Source organism: Saccharothrix carnea, assembly GCF_003014735.1.
In the GTDB taxonomy this organism is placed as follows: Bacteria; Actinomycetota; Actinomycetes; order Mycobacteriales; family Pseudonocardiaceae; genus Actinosynnema; species Actinosynnema carneum.
In genome coordinates, this window is record NZ_PYAX01000003.1 from 282,731 (window position 1) to 306,435 (window position 23,705).

General features: G+C 70.1%; 25 protein-coding genes and 2 tRNA genes. 8 read left to right on the top strand and 19 right to left on the bottom strand.

The annotated features are described in order from the left end of the window. Nucleotides 1-3: 3 nt before the first annotated feature. Entirely contained in the window at nucleotides 4-810 is an 807-nt protein-coding gene (locus tag B0I31_RS09595; RefSeq protein ID WP_106614982.1) for an SAM-dependent methyltransferase, read from the top strand. Further along, entirely contained in the window at nucleotides 807-2,864 is a 2,058-nt protein-coding gene (locus B0I31_RS09600) for an EAL domain-containing protein (RefSeq protein ID WP_245949777.1), read from the top strand. Before B0I31_RS09595 ends, B0I31_RS09600 begins: the two co-directional genes overlap by 4 nt. A gap of 22 nt (nucleotides 2,865-2,886) precedes the next feature. Here the strand turns inward: B0I31_RS09600 and B0I31_RS09605 are convergent, their stop codons facing one another. The 5 genes from B0I31_RS09605 to B0I31_RS09625 all read right to left on the bottom strand — a co-directional run bounded on the left by B0I31_RS09605 (nucleotide 2,887) and on the right by B0I31_RS09625 (nucleotide 8,223). Next, nucleotides 2,887-4,254 (bottom strand): NAD(P)(+) transhydrogenase (Re/Si-specific) subunit beta, encoded by a 1,368-nt coding sequence (locus tag B0I31_RS09605; protein WP_106614983.1) that lies wholly within the window; start codon nucleotides 4,252-4,254, stop codon nucleotides 2,887-2,889. Then, entirely contained in the window at nucleotides 4,251-4,574 is a 324-nt protein-coding gene (locus B0I31_RS09610; RefSeq protein WP_425444355.1) for an NAD(P) transhydrogenase subunit alpha part 2, read from the bottom strand. The genes B0I31_RS09605 and B0I31_RS09610 overlap by 4 nt, the downstream gene beginning before the upstream one ends. Beyond that, nucleotides 4,571-5,668 (bottom strand): Re/Si-specific NAD(P)(+) transhydrogenase subunit alpha, encoded by a 1,098-nt coding sequence (locus B0I31_RS09615; protein WP_106614985.1) that lies wholly within the window; start codon nucleotides 5,666-5,668, stop codon nucleotides 4,571-4,573. Before B0I31_RS09615 ends, B0I31_RS09610 begins: the two co-directional genes overlap by 4 nt. An 83-nt stretch (nucleotides 5,669-5,751) precedes the next feature. Beyond that, nucleotides 5,752-6,921 (bottom strand): nitric oxide synthase oxygenase, encoded by a 1,170-nt coding sequence (locus B0I31_RS09620; RefSeq protein ID WP_106614986.1) that lies wholly within the window; start codon nucleotides 6,919-6,921, stop codon nucleotides 5,752-5,754. 201 nt (nucleotides 6,922-7,122) lie between these two features. Further along, nucleotides 7,123-8,223 carry an FAD-dependent monooxygenase gene (locus B0I31_RS09625; protein ID WP_106614987.1) on the bottom strand — a complete coding sequence of 367 codons (1,101 nt, stop codon included), beginning with the start codon at nucleotides 8,221-8,223 and terminating at the stop codon, nucleotides 7,123-7,125. 62 nt (nucleotides 8,224-8,285) lie between these two features. Here B0I31_RS09625 and B0I31_RS09630 point away from each other — a divergent pair, with 62 nt between their 5' ends. After that, a complete protein-coding gene (locus tag B0I31_RS09630) occupies nucleotides 8,286-8,870 on the top strand; it encodes a TetR/AcrR family transcriptional regulator (protein ID WP_219910652.1) in 585 nt (194 codons plus the stop codon). Between the two features lie 135 nt (nucleotides 8,871-9,005). After that, nucleotides 9,006-9,308, top strand: a complete 303-nt coding sequence (locus tag B0I31_RS09635; protein WP_106614988.1) for a glycosyltransferase — start codon at nucleotides 9,006-9,008, stop codon at nucleotides 9,306-9,308. A 58-nt stretch (nucleotides 9,309-9,366) separates the two neighbouring features. Here the strand turns inward: B0I31_RS09635 and B0I31_RS09640 are convergent, their stop codons facing one another. The 3 genes from B0I31_RS09640 to B0I31_RS09650 are packed head-to-tail and all read right to left on the bottom strand — an operon-like array spanning nucleotide 9,367 to nucleotide 11,323. Further along, the gene (locus tag B0I31_RS09640; protein ID WP_073886442.1) at nucleotides 9,367-9,606 is read right to left on the bottom strand and encodes a helix-turn-helix transcriptional regulator; all 240 of its coding nucleotides are present in this window, start codon (nucleotides 9,604-9,606) and stop codon (nucleotides 9,367-9,369) included. After that, on the bottom strand, nucleotides 9,603-10,454 hold the full coding sequence (locus B0I31_RS09645; RefSeq protein WP_106614989.1) for an ABC transporter permease: 852 nt from the start codon (nucleotides 10,452-10,454) through the stop codon (nucleotides 9,603-9,605). Before B0I31_RS09645 ends, B0I31_RS09640 begins: the two co-directional genes overlap by 4 nt. Continuing rightward, a complete protein-coding gene (locus B0I31_RS09650; RefSeq protein WP_106615402.1) occupies nucleotides 10,451-11,323 on the bottom strand; it encodes an ABC transporter ATP-binding protein in 873 nt (290 codons plus the stop codon). The genes B0I31_RS09645 and B0I31_RS09650 overlap by 4 nt, the downstream gene beginning before the upstream one ends. 187 nt (nucleotides 11,324-11,510) lie before the next feature. On the opposite strand from B0I31_RS09650, the gene B0I31_RS09655 reads away from it, so the two are divergent. Both B0I31_RS09655 and B0I31_RS09660 read left to right on the top strand, forming a co-directional pair. After that, nucleotides 11,511-12,710 (top strand): cytochrome P450, encoded by a 1,200-nt coding sequence (locus B0I31_RS09655; RefSeq protein WP_106614990.1) that lies wholly within the window; start codon nucleotides 11,511-11,513, stop codon nucleotides 12,708-12,710. Further along, a complete protein-coding gene (locus tag B0I31_RS09660) occupies nucleotides 12,707-12,901 on the top strand; it encodes a ferredoxin (protein ID WP_106614991.1) in 195 nt (64 codons plus the stop codon). The genes B0I31_RS09655 and B0I31_RS09660 overlap by 4 nt, the downstream gene beginning before the upstream one ends. Before the next feature lie 85 nt (nucleotides 12,902-12,986). On the opposite strand, the gene B0I31_RS09665 is transcribed toward B0I31_RS09660, so the two are convergent. From B0I31_RS09665 to B0I31_RS09685, 5 genes are all read right to left on the bottom strand, one after another. Beyond that, complete coding sequence (locus tag B0I31_RS09665) at nucleotides 12,987-13,334, bottom strand: type II toxin-antitoxin system PemK/MazF family toxin (RefSeq protein WP_106614992.1); 348 nt, start codon at nucleotides 13,332-13,334, stop codon at nucleotides 12,987-12,989. Then, nucleotides 13,321-13,551, bottom strand: a complete 231-nt coding sequence (locus B0I31_RS09670; RefSeq protein ID WP_053720052.1) for a ribbon-helix-helix domain-containing protein — start codon at nucleotides 13,549-13,551, stop codon at nucleotides 13,321-13,323. Before B0I31_RS09670 ends, B0I31_RS09665 begins: the two co-directional genes overlap by 14 nt. Continuing rightward, a complete protein-coding gene (locus tag B0I31_RS09675; protein WP_245949778.1) occupies nucleotides 13,548-14,975 on the bottom strand; it encodes an MFS transporter in 1,428 nt (475 codons plus the stop codon). Before B0I31_RS09675 ends, B0I31_RS09670 begins: the two co-directional genes overlap by 4 nt. 14 nt (nucleotides 14,976-14,989) lie before the next feature. Next, nucleotides 14,990-16,027 (bottom strand): sigma-70 family RNA polymerase sigma factor, encoded by a 1,038-nt coding sequence (locus B0I31_RS09680; RefSeq protein ID WP_106614993.1) that lies wholly within the window; start codon nucleotides 16,025-16,027, stop codon nucleotides 14,990-14,992. Between the two features lie 510 nt (nucleotides 16,028-16,537). Beyond that, nucleotides 16,538-17,701: an MrcB family domain-containing protein gene (locus tag B0I31_RS09685; protein ID WP_146173791.1), complete on the bottom strand. Its 1,164-nt coding sequence runs from the start codon at nucleotides 17,699-17,701 to the stop codon at nucleotides 16,538-16,540. A gap of 871 nt (nucleotides 17,702-18,572) precedes the next feature. Between B0I31_RS09685 and B0I31_RS09690 the strand changes: the two genes are divergently transcribed. Then, nucleotides 18,573-18,761, top strand: a complete 189-nt coding sequence (locus B0I31_RS09690) for a tyrosine-type recombinase/integrase (RefSeq protein ID WP_342751465.1) — start codon at nucleotides 18,573-18,575, stop codon at nucleotides 18,759-18,761. Between the two features lie 68 nt (nucleotides 18,762-18,829). On the opposite strand, the gene B0I31_RS09695 is transcribed toward B0I31_RS09690, so the two are convergent. The 3 genes from B0I31_RS09695 to B0I31_RS09705 all read right to left on the bottom strand — a co-directional run bounded on the left by B0I31_RS09695 (nucleotide 18,830) and on the right by B0I31_RS09705 (nucleotide 20,082). Further along, nucleotides 18,830-18,904, bottom strand: a tRNA-Ile gene (locus B0I31_RS09695). Between the two features lie 85 nt (nucleotides 18,905-18,989). Continuing rightward, nucleotides 18,990-19,892, bottom strand: a complete 903-nt coding sequence (locus B0I31_RS09700) for an oxygenase MpaB family protein (protein ID WP_106614995.1) — start codon at nucleotides 19,890-19,892, stop codon at nucleotides 18,990-18,992. Nucleotides 19,893-20,010: 118 nt separating this feature from the next. Next, a tRNA-Asn gene (locus tag B0I31_RS09705) sits at nucleotides 20,011-20,082 on the bottom strand. 137 nt (nucleotides 20,083-20,219) lie between these two features. On the opposite strand from B0I31_RS09705, the gene B0I31_RS09710 reads away from it, so the two are divergent. Then, the gene (locus B0I31_RS09710; protein WP_073889848.1) at nucleotides 20,220-20,450 is read left to right on the top strand and encodes a hypothetical protein; all 231 of its coding nucleotides are present in this window, start codon (nucleotides 20,220-20,222) and stop codon (nucleotides 20,448-20,450) included. Between the two features lie 51 nt (nucleotides 20,451-20,501). Here B0I31_RS09710 and B0I31_RS09715 read toward each other — a convergent pair whose 3' ends face one another. The 3 genes from B0I31_RS09715 to dnaG are packed head-to-tail and all read right to left on the bottom strand — an operon-like array spanning nucleotide 20,502 to nucleotide 23,692. Beyond that, a complete protein-coding gene (locus B0I31_RS09715; RefSeq protein WP_106614996.1) occupies nucleotides 20,502-21,248 on the bottom strand; it encodes a trans-aconitate 2-methyltransferase in 747 nt (248 codons plus the stop codon). A 51-nt stretch (nucleotides 21,249-21,299) separates the two neighbouring features. Then, the gene (locus B0I31_RS09720; protein ID WP_106614997.1) at nucleotides 21,300-21,803 is read right to left on the bottom strand and encodes a hypothetical protein; all 504 of its coding nucleotides are present in this window, start codon (nucleotides 21,801-21,803) and stop codon (nucleotides 21,300-21,302) included. Beyond that, on the bottom strand, nucleotides 21,803-23,692 hold the full coding sequence (gene dnaG / locus B0I31_RS09725; RefSeq protein ID WP_106614998.1) for a DNA primase: 1,890 nt from the start codon (nucleotides 23,690-23,692) through the stop codon (nucleotides 21,803-21,805). Before dnaG ends, B0I31_RS09720 begins: the two co-directional genes overlap by 1 nt. Nucleotides 23,693-23,705: the final 13 nt, after the last annotated feature.

Here is a 23,705-nt window from a genome sequence, read left to right on the forward strand (position 1 = left end):
TCAGTGGCGGATCGGTTGGGCTGGGTCCCCGACGACGTCGACACCGGGCTGCCCAGCGCCGCACGGCTCTACGACTACCTGCTCGGCGGCGGGCACAACTTCGCGGTCGACCGCGAACTCGCCGAGCGGTTCCTCCTCGCCCAGCCCAACGCCCGCACCATCGCCCGCCTCAACCGCGCGTTCCTGCGCCGGGCCGTGCTGCACCTGGTCGACGCCGGTGTGCGGCAGTTCGTCGACCTCGGCTCGGGCATCCCGACCGTGGGCAACGTGCACGAGATCGCGCAGCGGGCCACGCCCGGGTCCCGCGTCGTCTACGTGGACTTCGAGGACGTGGCGGTCGCGCACAGCCGGATGATCCTGGCGGACGACGACCGGTCGACCATCCTGCAAGAGGACCTGACCGAGCCGGACGCGGTGCTCGCGGGCGTCCGGGACACCGGCCTGATCGACCTCACCGAGCCGGTCGGCGTGCTCGCCGTGGGGGTGTTCCACTTCGTGCCGCCCGAGCGCGACCCGGCGGGCGTGGTCGCCGCGTACCGCGACGCCGTGCCGCCGGGCAGTCACCTGGCCCTGTCGCAGTTCACCTCCGACCTGCAACCCGAGGAGATGGCCGGGGTGGTGGCGGTGATGCGCGACAGCGCGAACCCGATGTACCCCCGCACGCACGACGAGATCACGGCGTTGTTCGACGGCTTCGAGCTGGTCGAGCCCGGGGTGGTACCGCTGCCGCGGTGGCGGCCGGAGGAGGGTGCCGTCGAGGAGGACGCCGAGCGCGCGGGCATCTTCGCCGGGGTGGGTCGCAAGAGGTGAACGACACGTCACTACCCGGCAGGACCCGGCGGCAGGACATCGCGCGCGAGTGGATGCGCGCGGTCTACCCGACCGCTTACGTGCCGCTGTCACCGGCCGAGATCGAGTCGTTCCTGCTCGGGCTGGTGGACGTGATCGCCGACGCGATCCAGGCCGAGCCGTTCGCCGTCGAACCGGTGGACGTGGTCGGCCACCGGCTGGTGCGGGCGCACTTCACCGGCCCGGAGACGTTGCAGCGCACTGTGGGCGTGCTCGGGCACGCCCTGCTGTTCAGCCCCGAACTGCGGGACGTGCCGCAGTTGGCGGAGAAGGTCGTCGCGATCCTGGGCAGCGTGAGCACCGGCTTCGCCACCGCGATGCGGCTGGACGCGTTCGACCAGCAGGAAGAGGTCAAGCGCGCCCTGCTGACGGCCAAGCTGCGGGCCGAACGCGTGCTCAAGGTCAGCGAGGCCAGGTTCCGCGAGGTGTTCGACTCCTCCGCGTTCGGCATCGCGATCACCGACCTGGACGGCCGGTGCGTCGAGGTGAACGAGGCGCTGGCCGAGATGATCGGCCGCGACCGCGGCGAGCTGACCGGGCGGCGGCTGGTCGAGCTGTTCGACCCGGCGGACACCGACGCGCTCGCGACCACGTACCGCGCGGTCGGCTCCGGTCGGGTGGCGCGGATCCGCGAGCAGCGGCGGCTGCTGCGCGAGGACGGCGAGCCGGTGTGGGTGCACCTGGCGGTGTCGTTGCTGCGTGACGCGGACGGCGAGCCCGCGTACCACGTGACCATGGCCGAGGACGTCAGCGAACTGCACCTGCTGCAGAAGAACCTGGACTTCCAGCTCCTGCACGACTCGCTCACCGGCCTGTCCAACCGGCAGCGCTTCGCCACCCGGCTGGAGGCGCTGCACGGCACGTCCCGCGCCGGCATCACGCTCTACCACCTCGGCCTGGACGCGTTCTCGCTGGTCAACAACGGCCTCGGCCACGCGGTCGGCGACCGCCTGCTCATCGAGGTCGGCCATCGGCTCGAAGCCCTGGTGGAGGACGAGGTCGCGCTGGTCGCCCGGCTGGGCGGCGACGAGTTCGGCATCGTGGTGGACAACTCGCCGGGCACGCCGACCGTGCCCGACATGGTCGACCGGATCAACGAGGCGCTGCGGCGGCCGATGGACAACGGCGTGGCGCTGTCCGCGACGATCGGCGTGGTCGACCGGCCGCCCGCCGGGTGGGGCGTCGCGGAGATCCTGCGCGCGGGCGACGCGACCCTGCGCCGGGCCAAGGAGGTCGGCAAGCGGCAGTGGCTGCCCTACGACCGGCACGCCGACCAGGCGACGCGGGAACGGCAGGCGCGGGCCGCGCGGATGCCCGGCGCGCTGGCCGACCACGAGCTCGAGGTCGAGTACCAGCCCGTGGTGGACCTCGCCGGCGGTGGCGTGCTCGGGCACGTGGCCCGGCTGCGCTGGGACGACCTCGGGCACGACGAGTGCGTGGAGCTGGCCGAACAGACCGGGCTGTCCCTGGCGGTCGGCCAGTGGGCGCTGCACGAGGCCGCGGGCGACGCGAACGGACCGGAGTCCTTCGGCGTGCTGTACTTCGAGCTGTCGCCGATGCAGTCCCGCGACGAGGACCTGGTCCGCACGGTGAAGCGGACGTTGGACGAGACCGGGCTGCCCGCGTCCCGGCTGCGGATCTTCCTGGACACCCGGTCGATGCTCGCGGGCATGGGCGAGGACAACGCGCAGGTGTTGCGGGACAACGGGATCGCCACCGGGCTGACCCGGTTCAACGGCGGGCAGGCCGAGCTGGCGCTGATCGACGAGCTCCAGGTGGACGCGCTGGTGCTCGACCCGTCCGTGGTGCGCCGGCTCGCCGAGCGGCCCGAGTCGTTCCTGCACGCCGCGGTGGAGCGGATGGTCGCCCTGATCCGGTCGTCCGGGGTGGCCGTGCTGGTGCCGGACCTGTCGACCGGTGAGCAGGCCGCGTGGTGGACGCGGGTCGAGGTGGACGCCGCGTTCGGCGACCACCTCGCGCCCGCCGTGCCGTCCTACGAGCTGTCCGGCACCTAGCGCGTGTATCGAAGTCCACGCCCTAGACCTGCTTCACCGCGGCCAGCAGCTTGGTCAGCGACTCCTTGGCGTCGCCGAACAGCATGGTGGTCTTCGGGTTGTAGAGCAGGCTGTTGTCCACGCCCGCGAAACCGGGCCGCATCGAGCGCTTCATGAACACCACGGCCTTCGCCCGGTCCACGTCGAAGATCGGCATGCCGTAGATCGGGCTGCTCGGCTCGTCCCGCGCGCCCGGGTTGACCACGTCGTTCGCGCCGACCACGAGCACCACGTCGACGCTGCCGATACCGGGGTTGACGTCGTCGAGTTCCTTGAGGTGCTCGTACGGCACGTCCGCCTCGGCGAGCAGCACGTTCATGTGGCCGGGCATCCGGCCCGCGACCGGGTGGATGCCGTAGTGCACCGTGACGCCGCGCTGCTCCAGCACCTGGGCGAGTTCCCGCGCCGCGTGCTGGCCCTGCGCCACGGCCAGGCCGTAGCCGGGGACCACCAGCACGGAGTGGGCGTAGCCGAGCATGATGGCCACGTCGTCCACCGTGCCGGCGCGCACGGTGCGCTGTTCGTCGGTCGCCGCGGCCACCGAGGTGGCCTTGAACGCGCCGAACAGGATGTTGGTCAGCGGACGGCCCATGGCCTGGGCCATCAGCCTGGTCAGGATCGTGCCGGACGCGCCGACGAGCGTGCCCGCGACGATCAGCAGGGTGTTGGCCAGCACGTAACCCGACGCGGCGACGGCCAGGCCGGTGAACGCGTTGAGCAGCGAGATCGCGATCGGCACGTCGGCGCCGCCCACCGGCAGCACGAACAGCACGCCCAGCGCGAGACCGGCCAACGCCAGCAGCACCAGCAGCACGCTGCTCCCGGTCAGCACGACCGACAGTGCGAGCAACGCGCTCACCGCCGCCACGCCGAGGCCGAGCAGCTGACCCGCGGGCAGCAGCACCGGCCGGGTGGTCATGATCTCCTGGAGCTTGAGGAACGTGACCACGCTGCCGGAGAAGCTGACCGAGCCGATCAGCACGGTGAGCACGGTGGCGACCTGGAACAGCACCGAGCCGTGCGGCACGGCCAGGAACTCGGTCAACGCCACCAGCGCCGCCGCCGCGCCGCCCACGCCGTTGAACAGCGCCACCATCTGCGGGATGGCGGTCATCTTCACCGACCGCGCCGCCGGGATGCCCACCACCACGCCCGCCGCCACGGCGAGCAGGATCAGCAGCCCGTTGTGGACCGCGCCGTGGACGTAGGCGGTGACCACGGCCAGCGCCATGCCCGCCGCGCCGAGCAGGTTGCCCGCGCGGGCGTACTTCGGCGTGCTCAGGCCCTTGAGCGCGAGCACGAAGCACAGCGCGGCGACCAGGTACGCGAGCTGGACCCAGGTGGGGCTCACTCCCCCACCTCCTTGTGGCCGTTGGCCGCGCTCTTGACCGGCTTGGCGGTTCTGTGGCCCTTGAACATCTCCAGCATCCGGTCGGTCACCACGAAGCCGCCGACCACGTTGACCGTGGCCAGGAAGACCGCGAACAGGCCGAGCGTGATCTCCAGCGCGTGCTCGGCACGTCCGGTGATGAGGATGGCGCCGACCAGGATCACGCCGTGGATAGCGTTCGCGCCGGACATCAGCGGCGTGTGCAGGATCGTGGACACCTTCGACACGACCTCGAAGCCGACGAACACGGCCAGCACGAAGATCGTCAACAGGTCGATCACGGCAGCTCCCTCCTCAGCTCGCCCGCGTGCGTGAGGCAGCAGCCGGCCAGCACCTCGTCGGTGAGGTCCGGGACGACCTGGCCGTCCTTCGTCATCATCATCAGGAGGTTGGCCACGTTGCGCGCGTAGAGCCTGCTGGCGTGCACGGGCATGCTGCTGGGCATGTTCTTCGCGCCGTAGACCAGCACCTCGCCGACCCAGATCTCCTCGCCCGGGCTGCTCGCGGTGACGTTGCCGCCGGACTCGGCGGCCAGGTCGACCACCACTGAGCCGGGCGGCATGGCCTTGAGCATGTCGTTGGTGACCAGCACGGGTGCCTTGCGGCCCGGGATGGCGGCGGTGGAGATCACCACGTCGGAGGCGGCGACGCGTTCGGCGATCAGCTCGCGCTGGCGTTCCAGGAACGTCTCGGACTGCGCCTCGGCGTAGACGCCCTGCTGGGTTTCGAGGTCCAGTTCGAGGAACCGGGCGCCGAGGCTCTTGACCTCTTCCTTCGCCGCCGCGCGCACGTCGTAGGCCTCGACCACGGCGCCGAGGCGTCGTGCCGTGGCGATGGCCTGCAACCCGGCGACGCCCGCGCCGAGCACGAGCACCTTGGCCGGCGGGATCGTGCCCGCCGCCGTGGTGAACATGGGCAGGAACTTCGGCAGCCTGCTCGCCGCCTCCATCACCGCCCGGTAGCCCGCCACCAGGGCCTGCGACGACAGGGCGTCCACGGACTGCGCCCTGGTCACCCTGGGTAGCAGGTCCAGGCTGAATGCGGTGACCTTGTTGGCCACGAGCACGTCGATCAGCTCCCGCTCACCGCTCGGCTGCAGGAAGCTGATCGTGATGTCCCCCTCGCGGAGGGCGGCGGCCTGCTCGGGTGTCGGTGGTTGGACGGAGACGATCACGTCGGACTGCCCGGCCGGGTGGTCGGCGATGACGTTCGCACCGGCTGCGCGGTAGGCGGCATCCGAGGCGTGGGCGTGTCTGCCCGCTCCGGCTTGCACGTCCACCGTGAGTCCGGCACCGATCAGCGTGGTCACCGTTTCCGGTAGACCGGCTACGCGGCGCTCAGCGGGCCGCGCCTCGACGGGTATGCCCACTCTCACGGAGAGTCACCCTAGACCGCCGAAGGTGATCTACGCCACACGGAAGCTTTAACGTTAACCGTACATACGTCTTGCTGAGACCTTCAGTGGATCACGGGGCACACACCTCGGGTGTCGCCGGGGAAGAAGTTGGGCACCAGCTCGCGCTTGTCGTAGTACCGGTGGAAGACGCTCGTGATGCCGCTGGACATCGGCGGCACGATCCACGTCCAGTCCGCCGGGCACGAGCGGCCCGCCGCCTCCTCCTTCTTGATGTGCGTGAGGAACCGGTCGGACTCGGTGTGGTGGTCGGTGATGGTCACGCCCGCCTCGTTGAACGAGTGCAGCACCGCGCGGTTCAGCTCGACCAGCACGCGGTCCTTCCACAGCGTCTGCACCGACGACGTGTCCAGCCCCATCCGCTTGCCCAGGTACGGCAGCAGGTCGTACCGGTCGGTGTCGGCGAAGTTGCGGGCGCCGATCTCCGTGCCCATGTACCAGCCGTTGAACGGCGCGGCCGGGTAGTCGACGCCGCCGATGCGCAGCCGCATGTTGCTGATCGCGGGCACGGCGTGCCAGCGCAGCCCCAGCTCGGCCAGCCACGGCAGCTCGGGGTGGCCGATCGACACCTCCAGCACCGCGTCGCGCGGCAGCTCGACCAGCGCCGGTTCGGCGTCCTCCCGTTCCACGATCAGCGGCAGCACGTCGAACGGACCGCGCCGGGCCGGCGGTCGCCAGCCCAGGTCGACGGCCTTCTCGGTCAGCTCGGCGTTGCGCCGGTCGCCCAGCACGCCGCCGTCCGAGCCGACGTAGCCCGCGTAGCGGATCAGCTGCTCGTTGCGGATGCGCGGCGCGGCTCTGCCCGGCTCGTCGGGCGCGAACACGCTGATCACCGGGCGGACCTTGCCGCCGTTGGCAGCGAGCTTGAGGTGCTCGACGCACTCGTCCGCGATCTCCTTGGGGTCGCGCAGGTCGCGCAGGTCGCGGACCTTGAGGCTGCGCCAGTACAGCCGGCCGATGCAGCGCGCGCTGTTGCGCCACGCCACCCGTGCGCCGAACGTCAGCTCGTCGGGCGTGTGGCGGTACGTGCCGGTGGCCGCGACCTCGGCGTGCACCTCGGCGAGGCGGTGTTCGACGGGGCCGAGCTCGGGGTTCTCGGCGTGGTGGAGGCGGAGGAACTCCTCGGCCTCGGCGAGGTCGACGGTGGGTTCGGTGGCGGTGGCGGAGTCGCGCAGGGGAATGGCTTCAGCCGGACACGAGGGGACGGGGGCCATGGCGGGACACCGTAGTTGCCCTTTCGCCGTTGCCGCACCGCCGTACCGGGTGCCGATGCGGCGCAGTACGGGCCAGTTGATGTCGGACGGTAAGTGCTTGATCGCGCAGAAGAGTGACGCATCCTGCGAAAACGAGTGATATTCGATCGTTATCCGGCCGAATCGTGGCGGTTACCTGTGATTTACATCACAGCAGCATATTCACCTATCGGGTGATAGCACCGGCGGCGTCCAAGCGAGGAACTTCGACACGCGCGCCGACCCGATCGAGGCCGGCACCGCGCGCATCGCGGCGTCGCGCACCGTCACGGCCACCGGGTTGCGCAACCGGTGCCCCACCCGCCCGAGCAGTCGCGACGCCTTCGCCATCGACTGCGTGCGCGGACGGCGTTGCCGGTCGTAGGCCGCGAGCGCGCTCGGCACGTCGTCGGCACGGGCGCACGCCGCGGCCAGCACCACGGCGTCCTCGATCGCCATGCACGCGCCTTGGCCCAGGTAGGGCGTCATCGCGTGGGCCGCGTCGCCGAGCAGCGCCACCCGGCCGCGCACGTAGGTCGGCAGCGGCGCGGCCAGTTCGTGGATGTCGTGCCGCAGCACGGTGTCGGGCGGCGTGGCGTCGAGCAGCCGCGGGATGGGGTCGTGCCAGTCGCCGACGAGGCGGCGCACCTCGCCCCACTCGTCGGCCGAACGGCCACCGGCGGGCGCGACCGTCGCCGCGTACCAGCAGACCCGGCCGTCACCCAGTGGGAGCACGCCGAACTCGGTGCCGGGACCGAGGGTCTGGCTGATGCCGAGGTCTCGCGGGAACCGGGCCGTCGTCACGCTGCGCCACGCCGTGGTGCCCGCGTACACCGGCTGGGGCATCCCCGGGAACAACGCCTGCCGGGCGCGGCTGCGGATGCCGTCCGCGGCGACCACCAGGTCCGCGTCCAGGTCGTCCACCGACGTCACCTCGGCGTCCGTGACCAGGCACGCCGCCGGCAACGCCGACCGCAGCACCCGGTGCAGGTCCGCCCGGTGCACGGCGACCACGCGGTCCTGCGCCGGGTCCACGCGGGTCAGCGTCCGCCCCTTCGGGTCGCGGATGGTCCCGGCCACCCGGGGTGTGCCGATCCGCCGCACGTCGTCGGCCAGCCCCAGCGCCTCGAACGCCCGCATGGCGTTCGGCATCACGCCGACCCCCGCGCCGACCTCGCCGAACTCCGGCGCGCGTTCGAGCACCTCGACCTCCCACCCGACCCGCCGCAAGGCCACCGCCGCCGTGACACCGCCGAGGCCACCGCCCACCACGACCGCCTTCATCGTCCCCACTCCTTCTACAGCTGTAGATGCCAGTACTCTACAGCTGTAGAAGGAGGAGGCAAGTGACCGAGCGCATGGCCGCCCTCGCCGACGCGGCGATCCACGTGGTGGCCACCAAGGGCATGCGAGGCCTGACCCACCGCGCCGTGGACGCGCAGGCGGGCGTGCCACCCGGCTCGACCTCCGCCTACTTCCGCACCCGCAAGGCGCTCGTCGAGGGCGTCGTGCAGCGGCTCGCCGACCTCGACAACGCCGAGGTGGTCGAGGCGAGGGTGAACGTCCCGCTCGACCCCGACCTGCTCGCCGAGGGCATCGCGCACGTGCTCGACCGGTGGATGACCACCGCCCGCGAGCGCACCCTGGCCCGGTACGCGTGCCTGCTGGAGGCCACCCACCACCCCGAGCTGCGCGGCATCCTGGCCCACGGCGAACGGCCGCGGGCGCAGGCGCGGGAACTGCTGGCGGAGTTGGGCGCGGAGGACCCGGAGCGGCAGAGCCGGGACCTGGTGGCGTTCATCGACGGCCTGGTGTTCGACCGGCTGGTCGGCGCGGGCGCGCTCGGAGCACCCGCGGCAGGCACCCCGGAAAGCCGTGCTGAGCTGGCCGCGGCGATCCGGGGTGCGCTGCGCGGCGTGCTCGGGAAATGAGTGGCGCGCGGTACTAGCGTTGGTCGCATGTGGGCATTCCGGGTCTTCTACCTCTGAGTCCGGGGCAGCCGTCCACCCCCACGCGCCACGCGTGACGGGGTCATCGAGCCAACCCCGACTCCAGCGGAGATTCCCGTGTCACACATCGCTTTCTTCAACATCCCCGGCCACGGCCACGTCAACCCGACGCTGCCCGTCGCCACCGAACCGGTGAACCGGGGCCACCGGGTCACCTACGCGGTCGACCCCGGCTTCGCGTCCATCGTGGACAAGGCCGGCGCCGAGCCCGTCGTGCACCCGACCAGCCTGCCGACCGACGACCGCGAGTGGCCGACCGAGCCGGCGCCCGCCATGCGCCTGTTCCTCGACGAGGCCAGGTCCGTGCTGCCGGTGCTGGAGGCCGCGTACGCCGACGACCGGCCGGACCGGCCCACGTGATCGAGGCCGGCCTGGGGTAGCGAAAAGGGGCGGTGCCGTCGGCGCCGCCCCACCCCGTCTACGCGGATCGCTCGTTGCTGCCCAGCCGGGGGAACGGGTCGGTCGAGAACACGACCTCCACCGGTACCTCGAAGTACTGCGCGATGCGCAGCGCCAGGTACAGGCTGGGGCTGTACTCGCCCCGTTCCAGGTAGCCCACGGTCTGGTAGTGGATGCCCAACGCCTCGGAGAGCTGCCGGCGTGACACTCCCCGTTCCGCGCGCAGCATCGCGATCCGGTTGTAGACGCTTTCGCTCATCGCACCCTCTGCAACGCCGCCTGACGACGTTGCTCCATCTCCGCTCCGGACTCACGGCGAGCCATCCGACGCAGGATCGTAGGCGCAAGCAGGAAGCCGACCACCGCCCACACCCCGAGCACGCCGACCATCTCCAGGATCCGCCACGACCCGCCGAGCTCCGCGGCTGCCGCCGAGTCCGGCAGCAGTGCCGCCCGAGCGCCGTGGCCCGCCCAGTACACCGGGAACACCTGCGCCACGCCCTGCAGCCACCCCGGCATCGCCGTGATCGGGTAGAAGATGCCCGAGATCGCGATCAGGCCCATCATCGGCAGCATGGTGATGCCCATCGCGCCGCCGGGGCTCTTGGTGATCGACCCGGCGACCGCGCCCCAGGGCAGCATCGACGCCATGCCGAGCGCCAGCACGGCGATCAGGCCGAGCACCCCGTCCACGCCCGCGTTCGCCAGCACGTTCACCAGGAACAAGCCCGGCACCAGCACGACCAGCAGGCCGGACAGGGAGTCCAGCGACGTCTGCACGGTCCGGCCGACCAGGTAGCCGACCATGCCGTGGGGCACGGCCTTGGCGCGCAGCAGCGTCCCGTCCTCCCGGTTGGTCGAGAGCTGGCCGGCGGGCCCGACCAGGGCGCCGAACACCATCCCCATGCCGAGCATGCTGGGCAGGGTGAACGCGGCGAGCGAGAGGTCGGAACCCTCGACCGACGAGTCGCGCTGAAACCACAGCACGGTCAGCGCGGCGAGGCCGGTGAACACGTTGTACCACTGGTCCGAGCTGCCCATGGAGTGGCGGAACTCGCGCACACCGCGGTCCACGCCGAGCCGGATGGCCTGCGTCTTGGCGTTCACCGGAGCGCCACCTCCTCCTCGCTCGTCTGGCCGCTCTCGTGCCGCTGCACGAGTGCCATGTAGGTGTCCTCCAACGTGCTGCGGCGCACCTCCAGCTCGGAGATGCCCGTCGCGTGCTGCCGGAACAGGTCGCGCACGAACGCCGTCGCGTCGTCGGCCGTGTGCACGTGCCGCGAGCCGTCGTGCGTCCAGCGGACCTCGGACTTGCCCTCGACCTGGCGGCTGAGCTGCTCGGGGCTGCCATCGGCGATGATCCGCCCGCCAGCCAGCACCAGGATCCGGTCGGCCAGCTTCTCCGCCTCGGCCAGGTCGTGCGTGGTGAGCAGGATCGTCATGCCCTCCAGGTCCGACAGCCGGTGCACCAGGTCGTGGAAGTCGCGGCGCGCGTGCGGGTCGAAGCCGGCTGTCGGCTCGTCCAGGAACAGCAGGTCGGGCTTGCCGACGATGCCGATCGCCACGTCCAGCCGCCGCCGCTGGCCGCCGGACAGGCTGCTGATCTTCTTGTGGGCGTGCTCGGTCAGGCCGACTGTCTCGATCAGCTCGTCGGTGTCGAACGGCCGTGGCTGGTGCGACGTGCTGTAGGACGTGTAGTAGCGGCCGAGGTGGTGCAGCAGTTCGCGCACCTTCCAGCGGCCGTGGTCGCGCCACGACTGCAGCACCACGCCCAGCCGCGCGCGCCAGGCCTCGTCACCGGTGGCCGGGTCGACGCCCAGCACCCGGACGTGGCCGTCCGAGGGCAGCCGGAAACCCTCCAGGATCTCGATCGTCGTGGTCTTGCCCGCACCGTTGGGCCCGAGCAGGGCCACCACCTCACCCGGGCCCGCGGTGAAGTCGACCCCGTGCAGCACGTCCGTCGTGCCGTAGCGCATCCGCAGATCGCGCACCTCGATGACCAAGGACCCTCACCTCCCCCTTGTCAGAGTTCTCGGTCACTTTGTAGCACACCTGCTATGGCTCGTACTACAGCCGTTCCCTTACGGCTTATTTACTTCATGGGTTCGTGAATCTTCTGTATGTTGCGAAGTAGGTCCCTGAACGCACTGGGAGGTGTGCGAGATGACCGAAACGCTGAACGCCGAGCTGCCCTCGCAACGCAGCACGGCCTTCGACCCGCCCGCGGAGTTGGGGTTGCTGCGCGAACGGGAACCGATCAGCCGGATGAAGTTCCCCGATGGCCACGTGGGGTGGCTCGTGACCAGCTACGAGCTGGCCCGCGAGGTCCACGCGGACCGCCGGTTCAGCAGCCGGGCCGAGCTTCAGCACTCACCGCGCAAGGTCAAGGGCGAGCCGATCCGACAACGGCCACCGGCCAAGCCGGGCATGTTCATCGGGATGGACGCGCCCGACCACACCCGGTACCGCAAGCTGCTGACCGGGCAGTTCACCGTGCGGCGGATGAACCAGCTGATGCCGCGGATCGAGCAGATCGTGGCCGAGCACCTGGCCGCGATGCGCGCGTCCGGGGAACCGGCGGACCTGGTGGCGGACTTCGCGCTGCCGGTGCCGTCGATGGTGATCTGCGAGCTGCTGGGTGTGCCTTACGACGAGCGCGAGTCGTTCCAGCAGGACACTGCCAAGCTGCTGAGCCTGGACTCCTCGTTCGACGACATCATGGCGGCGTTCGAGCGGCTGGAGGAGTTCGTGCTCCAGCTGGCCAGGCGCAAGCACGTCGAGCCGGGCGACGACATGCTGTCCGGGCTGGTCGCCACCGGTGAGCTGACCGACGAGGAAGTCGCCAACATGGGGCTGCTCCTGCTCGTCGCCGGCCACGAGACCACGGCGAACATGCTGGGCATCGGCACGTTGTTGCTGTTGCAGCACCCCGACCAGTTGGCGGCTCTGCGAGCGGACCCGTCGTTGGTGGACAACGCGGTCGAGGAGCTGATGCGCTACCTGTCGATCATCCAGTTCGGCACGGTGCGCACGGCGTTGGAGGACGTCGAGATCGGCGGCGTGGTGGTCCGGGAGGGCGAGACGGTCTCGATCTCCGTGGCCGCGGCCAACCGCGACCCGGCGCGGTTCGAGCGGCCGGACGAGTTCGACATCCGCCGGTCCGCGGTGGGGCACCTCGGGTTCGGCCACGGCGTGCACCAGTGCCTGGGGCAGCAGTTGGCGCGGATCGAGATGCGGGTCGGGTTCACCGCGCTGTTCCGGGAGTTCCCGGACCTGCGGCTCGCCGTGCCCGCGGAGGATGTGAAGATGCGCACCGACATGGCGATCTACGGGGTGCACGAGCTGCCAGTGGAGTTTTCGTGAAGATCGAAGTCGATCCGGACCGGTGCGCGGGGTCGGGCATGTGCGCGTTGACCGACCCGGAGGTGTTCGACCAGGACGAGTCGGACGGGACGGTCGTGCTGCTGCAGCCGTCCCCGACGGGTGAGCACGAGCAGGCGGCGCGTGAAGCGGCGCACCTGTGCCCGGCCGGAGCCATCCGCGTGCTGGAGTGACGGGGGCTGCCGGGGCCGTCCGTGGGCGGTCCCGGCGGCGTTCCTCCCTCGGAGGTGAGGCGAACGCCGGAGGGTGAGCCGCGGCTCAGAGCGACAAGTGCACGCGCAGTGCCTCGTCGAGCTGCTTGAGCACCGCGGGCGGCAGGCCGCCGATGCGGGCGCGGAGCCTGGCCGCGGTGACCGTGCGCACCTGCTCGGCCTGGGCCTTGGAGTCCGCGCCGAGCCCGCAGTCCTTGGCGGGCAGCAGCACCTGGAACGGGTACACCTTCGCGGTGTTGGAGGTGATCGGCACGATGGTCACCACACCCCGGCCGCCCCGTCCGGCGGCCCGGTTCGCCGCGTCGTTGCTCACGACCACGGCCGGGCGGATCTTGTTGGCCTCGGCGCCCAGCGCCGGCTCCAGGTCCACCCAGTAGATGTCACCTCGCCGCATCGAGGACACCGTCTGACGCGGTCACGTCCCACATGTCGGCGTCCCCTCCGGCTTCCCACTCTTCCCACGCGCTCGCGTAGGCGTTCTCCAGACCCGCCTCGCGCAGCAGGGTGATCGCCTGGTGGATCACCGAGGATCGCGAGGCGCTCCGGTGTTGCCGCAGGTAGCGATCAACGAACTCTACGTCCTCCTCGGGGAGGCTCACACTGATTTTCATACCTTCGATGCTACCTCCGGTACTACCCGGTCGGAACCTCCGGTGGCACCCGTGCCCGGCATGGCGAGGCCGATGAGCACGCCGAGGAACGCCAGCGCGGAGACCGCGGCCATCGAGGCCGAGAAGCCGTCGCTGAACGCCTCCGCCGTTCCGTAGCCGCCGAAGGCGCCGAACACGGCGACCGACACCGTCGTGCCGAACACGCCACCGAACATCCGCAACATCATGAACACGCCGGACGCCTGGCCGATCCGCGCCGGCTGGACCGCGTTCACGACCGCCTTCTGCGCGGCGGGCATCGCCGCGCAGATGCCGACCGAGCCGATCACCAACGCGGGCAGCACCTCCAGGTAGGCCGTGTCGGTGTCGATCACCGTCGCCAGCCACGCCGTGCCGACCGCCTGCAGGAACAGGCCGCCGACCACGAACCTCCGCGCGCCGACCCGGTCGACCAGGCGGCCCGCGATCGGCGCGCACACCATCAGCGTCCCGGTCCACGGCATCAGCATCAGGCCGGCCACCAGCGGCCCGTGACCCCGGACGAGTTGGAAGTACTGCGCGAGGAAGAACATCGTGCCGTACAGCGAGGCGAACACCAGGAAGTTCGCCGGGTTGGCCGTCGCGAACGCCCGCAGCCGGAACAGGCCCATCGGCACCATCGGTCGCGGCGTGCGCCGCTCGTGGACCACGAACGCGATCACCAGCACGACGCCGAGCACGGCGGAGGCGACGACCTCGACGCTGCCCCACCCCGCCGCGTTGCCGCGCACCAGCGCCCAGATGACGCCGAACGCGCCCGGCGTCACCAGGGCCAGCCCGACCGGGTCCAGCTTGTCGTTCGGGCCGGTGCTCTCGTCGACCTTCCGCGCCGCGAGCAGGACCGCGACCACGCCGATCGGCAGGTTCAGCCAGAAGACCCACTGCCAGGCGAGGCCCTCGGCGATCGCGCCGCCGATGAACGGGCCGCTGAACGTGGCCAGCCCGGTGAGGCCCAGGTACAGCCCCATCGCCTTGCCGCGCGTCCGCGGCGGGAAGACCGCGGTGACCAGCGTGAGCGACAGCGGCAGCACCATCGCGGCGCCCGCGCCCTGCACCGCCCGGGACACGATCAGGAAGACGATGTCCGGGGCCAGCGCACAGGCCGCGGACGCGGCGGTGAACAGCACCAGACCGGTGTTGAACACCTTGCGGCGGCCGAACCGGTCACCCAGCGCCGCGCCGGTCAGCAGCAGGACCGCGAACGTGAGGTTGTACGCGTTGACGACCCATTCCAGTTGTTCGACCGAGGCGGTGAGATCCGCGCGGATCGTGGTCAGGGTGGTGGTCACGACCAGGCTGTCCAGGGCCATCATGAACGAGGCCAGTGAGGCCAGCCCCAAGGTCCACGCCTGCTTGGACGTCATCCGTCCGGTTTCGGTGTTCACCATTCTCCGTCGGGTCAGGCGCGGAGGGAGCGCGGCAGCCCGAAGACCGGGAGCAACGAGTTGTCGTGGAAGCGGGTCACACCGCTGATCCGGTCCCCGGCCAGGGTCAGCACCAGCAGACCGTGCGCGTGCAGGATCGGCGTGCGCGGGTCCCGCACGTAGACGCCGAAGGCCGGTTGGCCGTTGGCGCGCGTCGGGATCAGGACGTACCGCATTTCCTCGCGCAACGCCACGGTGGTCAGGAAGCGACGGCTGTCGCCGATCCCGTGGTACTCCAGCGGCAGCGGCGGCATGGTGAGCCGTACGTCGTTGGTCAGCAGGGCTACCACCGCGTCCACGTCACCGGCTTGGAACGCGCGGGTGAAGTCGTCCACGATCCGGCGTTCCAGCGGCGAGTTCGGCAACGGTGCACTGTCCCGGCCGGGCATTTCCCGGTCCAGCGCACTCCGCGCCCGCTTCAGCGCACTGGCGACCGCGTCCTCGGACGTGTCGAGAATGCCCGCGACCTCCGCCGCCCGGAACCCCAGCACGTCCCGCAGCACCAACACGGCCCGCTGCTTCGGCGGCAGGAGCTGCAAGGCGGCCAGGAACGCCAGCGACACCGACTCCCGCACCTCGTACCGCGCCTCCGGCCCGGGCAGGGTGTCGGCGACCTCGTCCAGCAACGCGTCGGGGTAGGGCTCCAGCCAGCTCGGCTCCGACCGGCGGTGGGACGGCTCGGGCAACGGGACCCCCGTTCGGACGGCCACGGATTCGTTCGTCCGACGACCACCGGCCCGCAACGCGTTGAGACAGCGGTTCGTCGCGATCCGGTACAGCCACGTCCGCACCGACGCCCGCCCCTCGAACCCGCCAATCCCCCGCCATGCCGCCAACAACGTCTCCTGCACCAGGTCCTCCGCGTCCTGCACCGAGCCGAGGATGCGATAGCAGTGAACCTGCAACTCCCGCCGATACGGCTCCACGAGCCTCCGAAACGCCTCCCCCTCCCCGTCCCGCGCCCGCGTGAGCAGCCGTTCGGCCAACGCCTCGGTCCCGCCCACCGGCGGCATCCCTCGCATGGTGGCTCCTTTCCTGGGAGACGAGCTCTCAGAGGGATAGACACCACCGAAGCCGAAAAGGGGTCGGTACGAGCGCAGGAGATCCGAAGGCCACCACCTCCCGCCACCGGGCCGCGCCACCACCACGGCCCCGTGACCCGCACATGCGCAGGTCACGGGCCCTCCGGTGCGGTGGGGCGGGTGGGGTTCGAACCCACGACCTGACGGATTGTTGGCGGTGTCCCCCATCGTCTCCCGACCCCTGCCAGCACCCACCGCCACCAGCTCGCTTAGCGTCCGCGCACGACCGCTATGGACCGTGCTTCGTGGTCGCCTGTCGTCATTTTGTGGGGCAAAAGCGTGGCGTTGACCTTGCGACCGCCCTGTTGACGGAAGGGCGAGGAGCCTCACACTGCCAGCAACCAGCGGGTCAGCCTTCCCTCGCGTTCAGCGAGCACGGCGACCTTGGGCTGTGGTGCTGTCCGGTGGTCGTTGTAGCGGTCGTCGCGGTCACCGTTGCGGTCACTCGCCAACGACGTACCGATAGGTCACGGGCGTGAGGTTCGGTGGCAAGATTCGCCAGGGGTGCATAACATGTAGCTCACCACCGGACGCCGACGGCGGAGTAACGCTGCGGTCGAGCGTGATGTGACTGACGACCACCAGCATGTTGTTCGGATACTCCCGCTCGTGAAGATCCACTTCGTTCTTAGTCAAGATGATCTCGGATGTACCGTTCCACGCGGATGTAGTGCCCTTGACCTCCACGAAGAGATGTTGCCCTCCGCGTCGCGCGTCGAGGTCGTAGGACTGGGTTGCCCCGACATCGGTCACCGCGAACCCTTCCGTGGTGAGGTAGTGCATGGCGACTGTGACCGCTTGGCGTTCGATCGCGGTGCGTTCCGCCGAGTTAAGGCGAAGCCCTTGCCCTTTTCGGGTTTTACCTGCTGATCGTTCAGCCGTAACGAGCGCATCAACCACTTCCGGAGGCAAGTCCCCGGGAAGATCGATTGCTTGTGCTGCCAGGTGGTAGAGATACTCGAGGGTAGAAGCGAGAAACTGCAGGTCGTTCGCTAGAACCTCGTTGCCCGGCAGTCTATCTAGCGCATACTCGAACGCTGCCACAGTTCCTGCTTCGTAAGCAGGTCCGAGCTGAGATTTGCGAGCCTTTAGACTGATCTGCTCCACCAAGTCAACTCGACGCCGCAGAATGGGCAACAAATTTTCACGTGCCCACTGCGCGCGCTGCCGAAGCTCCGCTGCAGGTCGAGCGTGAAGGTCACCGTTCTCCCAACGGGTAGTGCCCTGCATCAGCGACAGGTAGACACGGTCTCCCTGCGCACCGAACAGGTAAACGATGTACCAACCCACAGTCGCAGAAGGCGATCGACTGGCGGAGTACACGCGAGCCCACGGAATCTCGTTCTTCAGCCCTGTGCCGTCTCGGGCCTCTACCTGCCAGTCATCTACACCCGGTGTGTTCTCAGCGATCGTCGGCAACTGTTCCCGCAGCCACCTTGCCACCTCGTGCCGGATTAACCGACCTCGCTCCTGCATGGCGGGAGTGTTTTCCCGACTCCAGCCAGGCTGAAGCAACAGGACGTCTCGCAGAAGTTCCCGCATAGAAAAATCAACACCCCAAACTACTGCTACAAGCCCGACCTGACCCGTCTTGTGATCAGTCATCACCAAATCGCCCTGACCGACGCAAGCGTTACCGAGTTCGCAACTGAAGGGCTTCGTGTCATCCCGCCGACCTGGCTCGTCCCAACCACGCGTGTCAAGGGGGCACCTTCCGCTTGCCGGACTGTCGGGCTGGGACCGCCCCCTTGACACGTGTGGTTGCCCTCGGGGAGGTCGGCGGGATGACACGAACCCCGGCCCACGCTGGTAGCCGAACCGGCGGTGCCGTCTCAGTCATCCTGCTGGCCTGCCGCGCGGCGAGCGCTTCTTTAATCTCTTGCGGTCGCCTTCGGGGGCCGCTGGCCGTTCCTCGCCGACGTCGGGACCGGCGCCCTTCCTCGCGTGGCGCGCCCGCGGGCCGCCAGGCCCGCTTGGGCGTGCCGCACTACAGGGGCGTTGGTCCTTCGGCGTCGGTTGGGCACCAACGGCCAGCGGCCCCCGGAGGGGGCCGCCTTGATGAAGAAAAGAAACTCTGAACACGTGAGCGTGAGCCAAGGAGCAGCTAAGGCTCTGGCGAGGCATACGGCTTCGCGCTGCGGATCTGGGTGATGCGGCCCTTCGACAGACCAAGCGCTTTGGCTACCTCGGTGTAGCTGCCCAAGACGTCGCGTGCTTCCTCGACTGCGTCACGGCGGATCTGGGCGAGTTCGGTCGCTCGCTGCCGGTACAGCTCCAATAGTTCAGTCGCTTTGCTTTGCGCCCTCGCTCAACCGGATCTGCTGTGTGCCGAACCTGTTCCAAGTCGTCCACCTGATCACTATGGGGCAGATGGAGCACCTGAGCGTAGGTGTGAAGCACTGCAGTGGTGGCCTCCGGGACAAGCACAACACGCTGGCCCGGTGGCGGGAGTTCCGGAAGCGCGGGCTATGACTGGGTGACCTTCCGCACATTCCGGCGGTCGGTGGCGACCATCCTGGACGAGGCGGGCCTGACCGCACGTCAGATCGCTGACCAGCTCGGACACTCGAAGGTGTCGACCACCCAGGACGTCTACATGGCGCGCAAGGTCACCAGCCGCAAGGCCGCCGACGCGCTGGAGGCGGTTAAGGGGTTCCGCCCGTAAAGCGTGGCAAAAGGGTGGCGTTGATCATGCTACGGTTCATCGCCACCCGGCCTGACCAGCGGAAAGAGTGGGGCGGGTGGGGTTCGAACCCACGACCTGACGGATTATGAGTCCGCTGCTCTGACCGGCTGAGCTACCGCCCCTGACGTGCGGTTCCGGAGGGTACAGAGGGGAGATCCTCCGCGTCTCGACAACCCGGGTGGCGTGACCAAGCTGTGCACTGGCGGACTACGGGGCTCCGAGGTCGGTCGGGCGGTAGCCCGTCGGGTAGCCCGGGTAGGTGCGGTTCTTCGGGTCGTTGGTCAGGCGTGGTGTCCTGCGTGGCGGGAGGAGGCGGACGGTGTGGGCGCGCAGGCGCAGGGCCTTGTCGGCGGCGCGGGTCAGCCAGGGCGGTTGGGGTGGGAAGCCGAACGCGGTCAGCATCGGTGCGTCGAGCATCGCCAGCACGGCACGGGACGTCAGCGCGCGGGGTGCCGGGTACCAGGAGCAGAACAGGTTCAGCGTGTACTGGCCGATCGCCCGGTTCGTGTCGCTGTACGTGAAGTGCGTCTCCTCGTACTCGCGCTTGAACGCCAGGTAGGACGCGTAGGTGGGCGGCAGGGCCTTGATGCCCATCCGGGCGCCCACAGCGGAGTAGAAGTGGAACGCGCCGAGCCGCTCGTGGTCGGTCAGGGGCCGCCAGCCGTACCGGGTGATCCACTCGATCGGGTCGAAGATGAACGTCGACAGCACGTACCGCATGTCGTCGTCGGAGATCTCGTACCGCCCGTGCAGCCGGTTCACCACCCGCAGCGCCTCACGGCCGCGCGGCGAGTCGTAGCCGTGCTCCACCAGTTCCGCCATCAGCAACGCCGTGTCGTCGTACCGCTGCTGCGGCCGGCGCTCGAACTCGCCCGTCTTCGCCAGCAGCGCCGAGATCGACGGCACGCAGTACGTCCGGAACAGCGCGAACTCCAACGACCGCACGTAGTCCCACGGGAACTCGTACCCGGACGAGATGCGCATGATCTCGACGTGGTCGCGCTCGGGGTCCAGGGACGTGATCCGGCGGCGGTTGGCGAAGCGATCGAAGCGATCGAGGCGATCAGAACGGGCGGAGAAGTCGGTGCGGTAGGCAGGGCGGTCGGCCATGCGGATCAGCCTGCCCGAAGAAACCGGCGCGGAGGGTGTGACGATCGGGTGACTCGCGGGTACCCGGATGCCATGAGACGACAAAACCCCAGGCCGAGCGGCCTGGGGTGCCATCGCGCTCCCCCTACTGGATTCGAACCAGTAACCCTTCGATTAACAGTCGAATGCTCTGCCATTGAGCTAAGGGGGAATGTTCTGTTGTAGGCCGTGCCTCGCGGCCCGACAGGACGTAACTCTAGCGCATCCTCAACAGTGCTCGCGCACACCCCCCTCCTCATCCGGTAGGAAGGGTGTGACCAGGCACGATCTCCAGGAGAGGACCACCTCATGAAGGGCATCCTGCTCGGCGCCGCCGTCGGCTACGTCCTAGGGGCGCGCGCCGGACGCCAGCGCTACGACCAGATCGTGCGCGCCTACCGCTCCTTGGCCGACCACCCGGCCGTCCAGGGTGCGGCGGGCATCGTGCGCGCCAAGGTGGGCGAGAAGACCGGCTTCGGCCGGCACCAGCCCAACGCCAACGGCCACCGCCGCGACCCGGTCATCCCGCGCGCCAACTGACGCGCCGCACCCGAGGCCGCCCCGAACCACCGGGGCGGCCTCGGCGCGTGTCTACGGCACCCGGGCCACGGCGAAGACCCGGCGGAACGGGAACCACGTCGTGCCGTCCGCCCGTCGCGGGTAGGCCTCGCGCAGCAGCGGCGCCAACCGACCCCGGAACGCGGCCCACTCGCCGTCGTCCAGCGCCGCCCGGATCGGCCGCAGCGCCGTCCCGGTGATCCACTCCAGCACGGCGTCCTCCCCTTCCAGCCGCTGCAGGTACGTCGTCTCCCACGCGTCCACCGAACAGCCGTCCAGCACCTCGGCGTACCCCCTGGGGTCGAGCACCGGCGACGGCCGCAGCAGACCGCGCAACGCGGGCCACGACTCGTGCACCAGCGACCGCACCAGCTCGTGCGACGGCCCGGCGAAGTTGCCCGGCACCTGCATCGCCAGCCACGCGCCGGACGGCAGCGCCCGCGCCCACTTCCGCAGCAGGTCCTCGTGACCGGGCACCCACTGCAGCACCGCGTTGGTCACCACGACGTCGGTGTCCGGCCCGGGTTCCCACGACGTCACGTCACCGACCCGCGCGTCCACCCCGCGGGCCCGCGCGGCCGAGACCATCTCCGGTGACGAGTCCAGCGCCTCCACCACCGCGCCCGGCCACCGCTCGGCCAGCGACGCGGTCAGGTTCCCCGGACCGCAGCCCAGGTCGACCACCCGCCGCGGCGACGTGGCGCCGACGCGTGCCACCAGCTCGTGGAACGGCCTCGAGCGGTGGTCGGCGAACGCGAGGTACTTGCCCGGATCCCACATGCGCACCCCCAGTAACAGTACGAACGTACTGCTACCGTACGCCGGCGACCGTCACCCGCGCAGCTTCGCGATCTTCGCCGCCACCGACGCCGCGACCTCCCGGACGCGCTCCACGTCGACGCCCGGATCGGGCCGCACCTGGAGCAGCACGCCGTCCCGACCGGCCACCTTGCGCTGCACGAACCACGCGCCGACCGTCGCGTTGTGCTCCCGCGACTTGATCGACCCGGTCACCCGCTCGTGCACGACCTCGGGCACCTTGCCCGGCGACTCCAGCGGGAACCGCTGCGGCGCCAGGTCGCGCAGCACCACGGCCTCACCCGCCGTGCCGTCCTCGACCGCCTCGACCACCGCCAGCGCGTTCCCGGTCCACGTCGCCTTGCTGATCAGGTGCCACCCGACCCGGCGCGGCCCCGGCAACCACAGCCCGTACGTCGTCGCCACGAGCCACTCGGAGCCGACCGCGGCCGACGCCAGCACGTGCTCGTCGGCCTCCAAGCCACCGGTGAACCCCTCGGGCGCGCCCGAGCCGAAAATCCTCCGGAACAACCCCATCACAGCCCGCCCACCGCTTGTTGGCCCAACGCCTTGTGGTAGTCCTCCAGCGCGATCAGGTCGCCGAACAGGGCCCGGTACTCGTCGGGCTCCTCCACCGGCGACACCCGCCGCAGCCGGGACTTGATCTCGGTGATCTGCCCGGCCACCAGGATCTGCTGCAACCGCGCGAGCACGCTCTGCACGTACCGGTACTCGTCCTCCGCCTTCACCCGCAGCGGCTCCACGGCCAGCTCCGTCAGCACCGACCGCACCGCCTGCTGCCGGCACGCCTGCGACACCGCGTCCAGGAACGCCGGACCGGATAGCCCGGACGACGCACCGCCCGCCTCCCGGATCGCCTGGTGCAGCGCCAGGTAGGCGGGGTGCGTGAACGCCTCGTCGGGCAGCGAGTCGTAGTACGGCCCGGCCATCTCGGGCAGCTGCAGCGCCGACTTCAACGCCTCCCGCTGCGCCCACAGCGCCGGGTCGCGCGGATCGGGCCGCGGCGGACCGTCGACGTCCAGCGCACCCTGGTTCGGGTCCACCGGCGCGGCCCGCCGTGACGGTGCCGGCGCACGACCGGTCGCCGTCTCGCGCACCCGGCGCACCACCGCCGACTCGTCCTCCCAGCCGACCCACCAGGCCAGCCGGGTCGCGTAACCGTCCCGCTTGGCCCGGTCCTTGATCTGGGCCACGAACGGCACCATCACCTTCAACGCCTCGACCCGCCCGTCCACCGAGTCCAGGTCGTAGTCGCGCAGCCGGGTCTTGATGGCGAACTCGAACAGCGGCGTGCGGCGGGCGACCAGGTCGCGCACGGCCACGTCGCCCTTGGCCTGCCGCAGCTCGCACGGGTCCATGCCGTCCGGCGCGATCGCGATGTAGGTCTGCGCGGAGAACGCCTGCTCGCCCTCGAACGCCTTCAGCGCCGCCTTCTGCCCCGCCGCGTCGCCGTCGAAGGTGAAGATCACCTCGCCGTTGAGCGAGTCGTCGATCAGCAGCCGCCGCAGCACGTTCATGTGGTCCGTGCCGAACGCCGTGCCGCACGACGCGACCGCCGTGGGCACGCCCGCCAGGTGCATGGCCATCACGTCGGTGTAGCCCTCGACCACCACGGCCTGCCTGCGCTTGGCGATCTCCCGCTTGGCCAGGTCCAGCCCGAACAGCACCTGCGACTTCTTGTAGATCGGGCTCTCGCTGGTGTTGAGGTACTTGGCCTGGATCGGGTCGTCGTCGAAGATCCGGCGCGCGCCGAACCCGACGACCTCACCGCCCATGTCCCGGATCGGCCACAGCAGCCTGCGGTGGAACCGGTCGATCGGGCCCTGCCTGCCCTCCTTGGTCAGCTGGGCCTTGATCAGCTCGGTCAGCTCGAACCCGCGGCCGAGGAGGTGCTTGGTGAGCTTGTCCCAGCCGCCGGGCGCGAAACCGCAGCCGAACGTGCGCGCCGCGGCCTCGTCGAAGCCGCGTTGCGCCAGGAACTCCCGTGCGGCCAACGCGTCCGGGCCGGCCAGCTGCTCGGCGTAGAACTCGGCGGCGACCTTGTGCGCCTCGATGAGCCTGCTGCGGGTGCCCCGGTCGCGCTGGACCGTGGCGCCGCCGCCCTCGTAGGTGAGCTGGATGCCCGCCCGGTCCGCCAGCCGCTCCACGGCCTCGACGAACCCGAGGTGCTCGATCTTCATCACGAACGCGATGACGTCGCCGCCCTCGCCGCACCCGAAGCAGTGGAACGTGCCGTGCGAGGGGCGCACGTTGAACGACGGCGACTTCTCGTCGTGGAACGGGCACAGCCCCTTCAGCGCACCGGCGCCGGCACCGCGCAGGGAGACGTGGTCGCCCACGACATCGTCGATCCTGCTCCGGTCACGCACCAGTGCGACGTCGCTCTCGCGGATGCGTCCTGCCACATCGAGCGAGTCT

Excerpts from the sequence above, each read along its gene's own strand:
- B0I31_RS09620 (WP_106614986.1), bottom strand. The coding sequence starts at position 6,921 with ATGGCCCCCGTCCCCTCGTGTCCGGCTGAAGCCATTCCCCTGCGCGAC.
- B0I31_RS09625 (WP_106614987.1), bottom strand. The coding sequence starts at position 8,223 with ATGAAGGCGGTCGTGGTGGGCGGTGGCCTCGGCGGTGTCACGGCGGCG.
- B0I31_RS09640 (WP_073886442.1), bottom strand. The coding sequence starts at position 9,606 with ATGAGCGAAAGCGTCTACAACCGGATCGCGATGCTGCGCGCGGAACGG.
- B0I31_RS09650 (WP_106615402.1), bottom strand. The coding sequence starts at position 11,323 with ATGCGCTACGGCACGACGGACGTGCTGCACGGGGTCGACTTCACCGCG.
- B0I31_RS09655 (WP_106614990.1), top strand. The coding sequence starts at position 11,511 with ATGACCGAAACGCTGAACGCCGAGCTGCCCTCGCAACGCAGCACGGCC.
- B0I31_RS09665 (WP_106614992.1), bottom strand. The coding sequence starts at position 13,334 with ATGCGGCGAGGTGACATCTACTGGGTGGACCTGGAGCCGGCGCTGGGC.
- B0I31_RS09670 (WP_053720052.1), bottom strand. The coding sequence starts at position 13,551 with ATGAAAATCAGTGTGAGCCTCCCCGAGGAGGACGTAGAGTTCGTTGAT.
- B0I31_RS09680 (WP_106614993.1), bottom strand. The coding sequence starts at position 16,027 with ATGCCGCCGGTGGGCGGGACCGAGGCGTTGGCCGAACGGCTGCTCACG.
- B0I31_RS09685 (WP_146173791.1), bottom strand. The coding sequence starts at position 17,701 with ATGACTGATCACAAGACGGGTCAGGTCGGGCTTGTAGCAGTAGTTTGG.
- B0I31_RS09700 (WP_106614995.1), bottom strand. The coding sequence starts at position 19,892 with ATGGCCGACCGCCCTGCCTACCGCACCGACTTCTCCGCCCGTTCTGAT.
- B0I31_RS09710 (WP_073889848.1), top strand. The coding sequence starts at position 20,220 with ATGAAGGGCATCCTGCTCGGCGCCGCCGTCGGCTACGTCCTAGGGGCG.
- B0I31_RS09715 (WP_106614996.1), bottom strand. The coding sequence starts at position 21,248 with ATGTGGGATCCGGGCAAGTACCTCGCGTTCGCCGACCACCGCTCGAGG.
- B0I31_RS09720 (WP_106614997.1), bottom strand. The coding sequence starts at position 21,803 with ATGGGGTTGTTCCGGAGGATTTTCGGCTCGGGCGCGCCCGAGGGGTTC.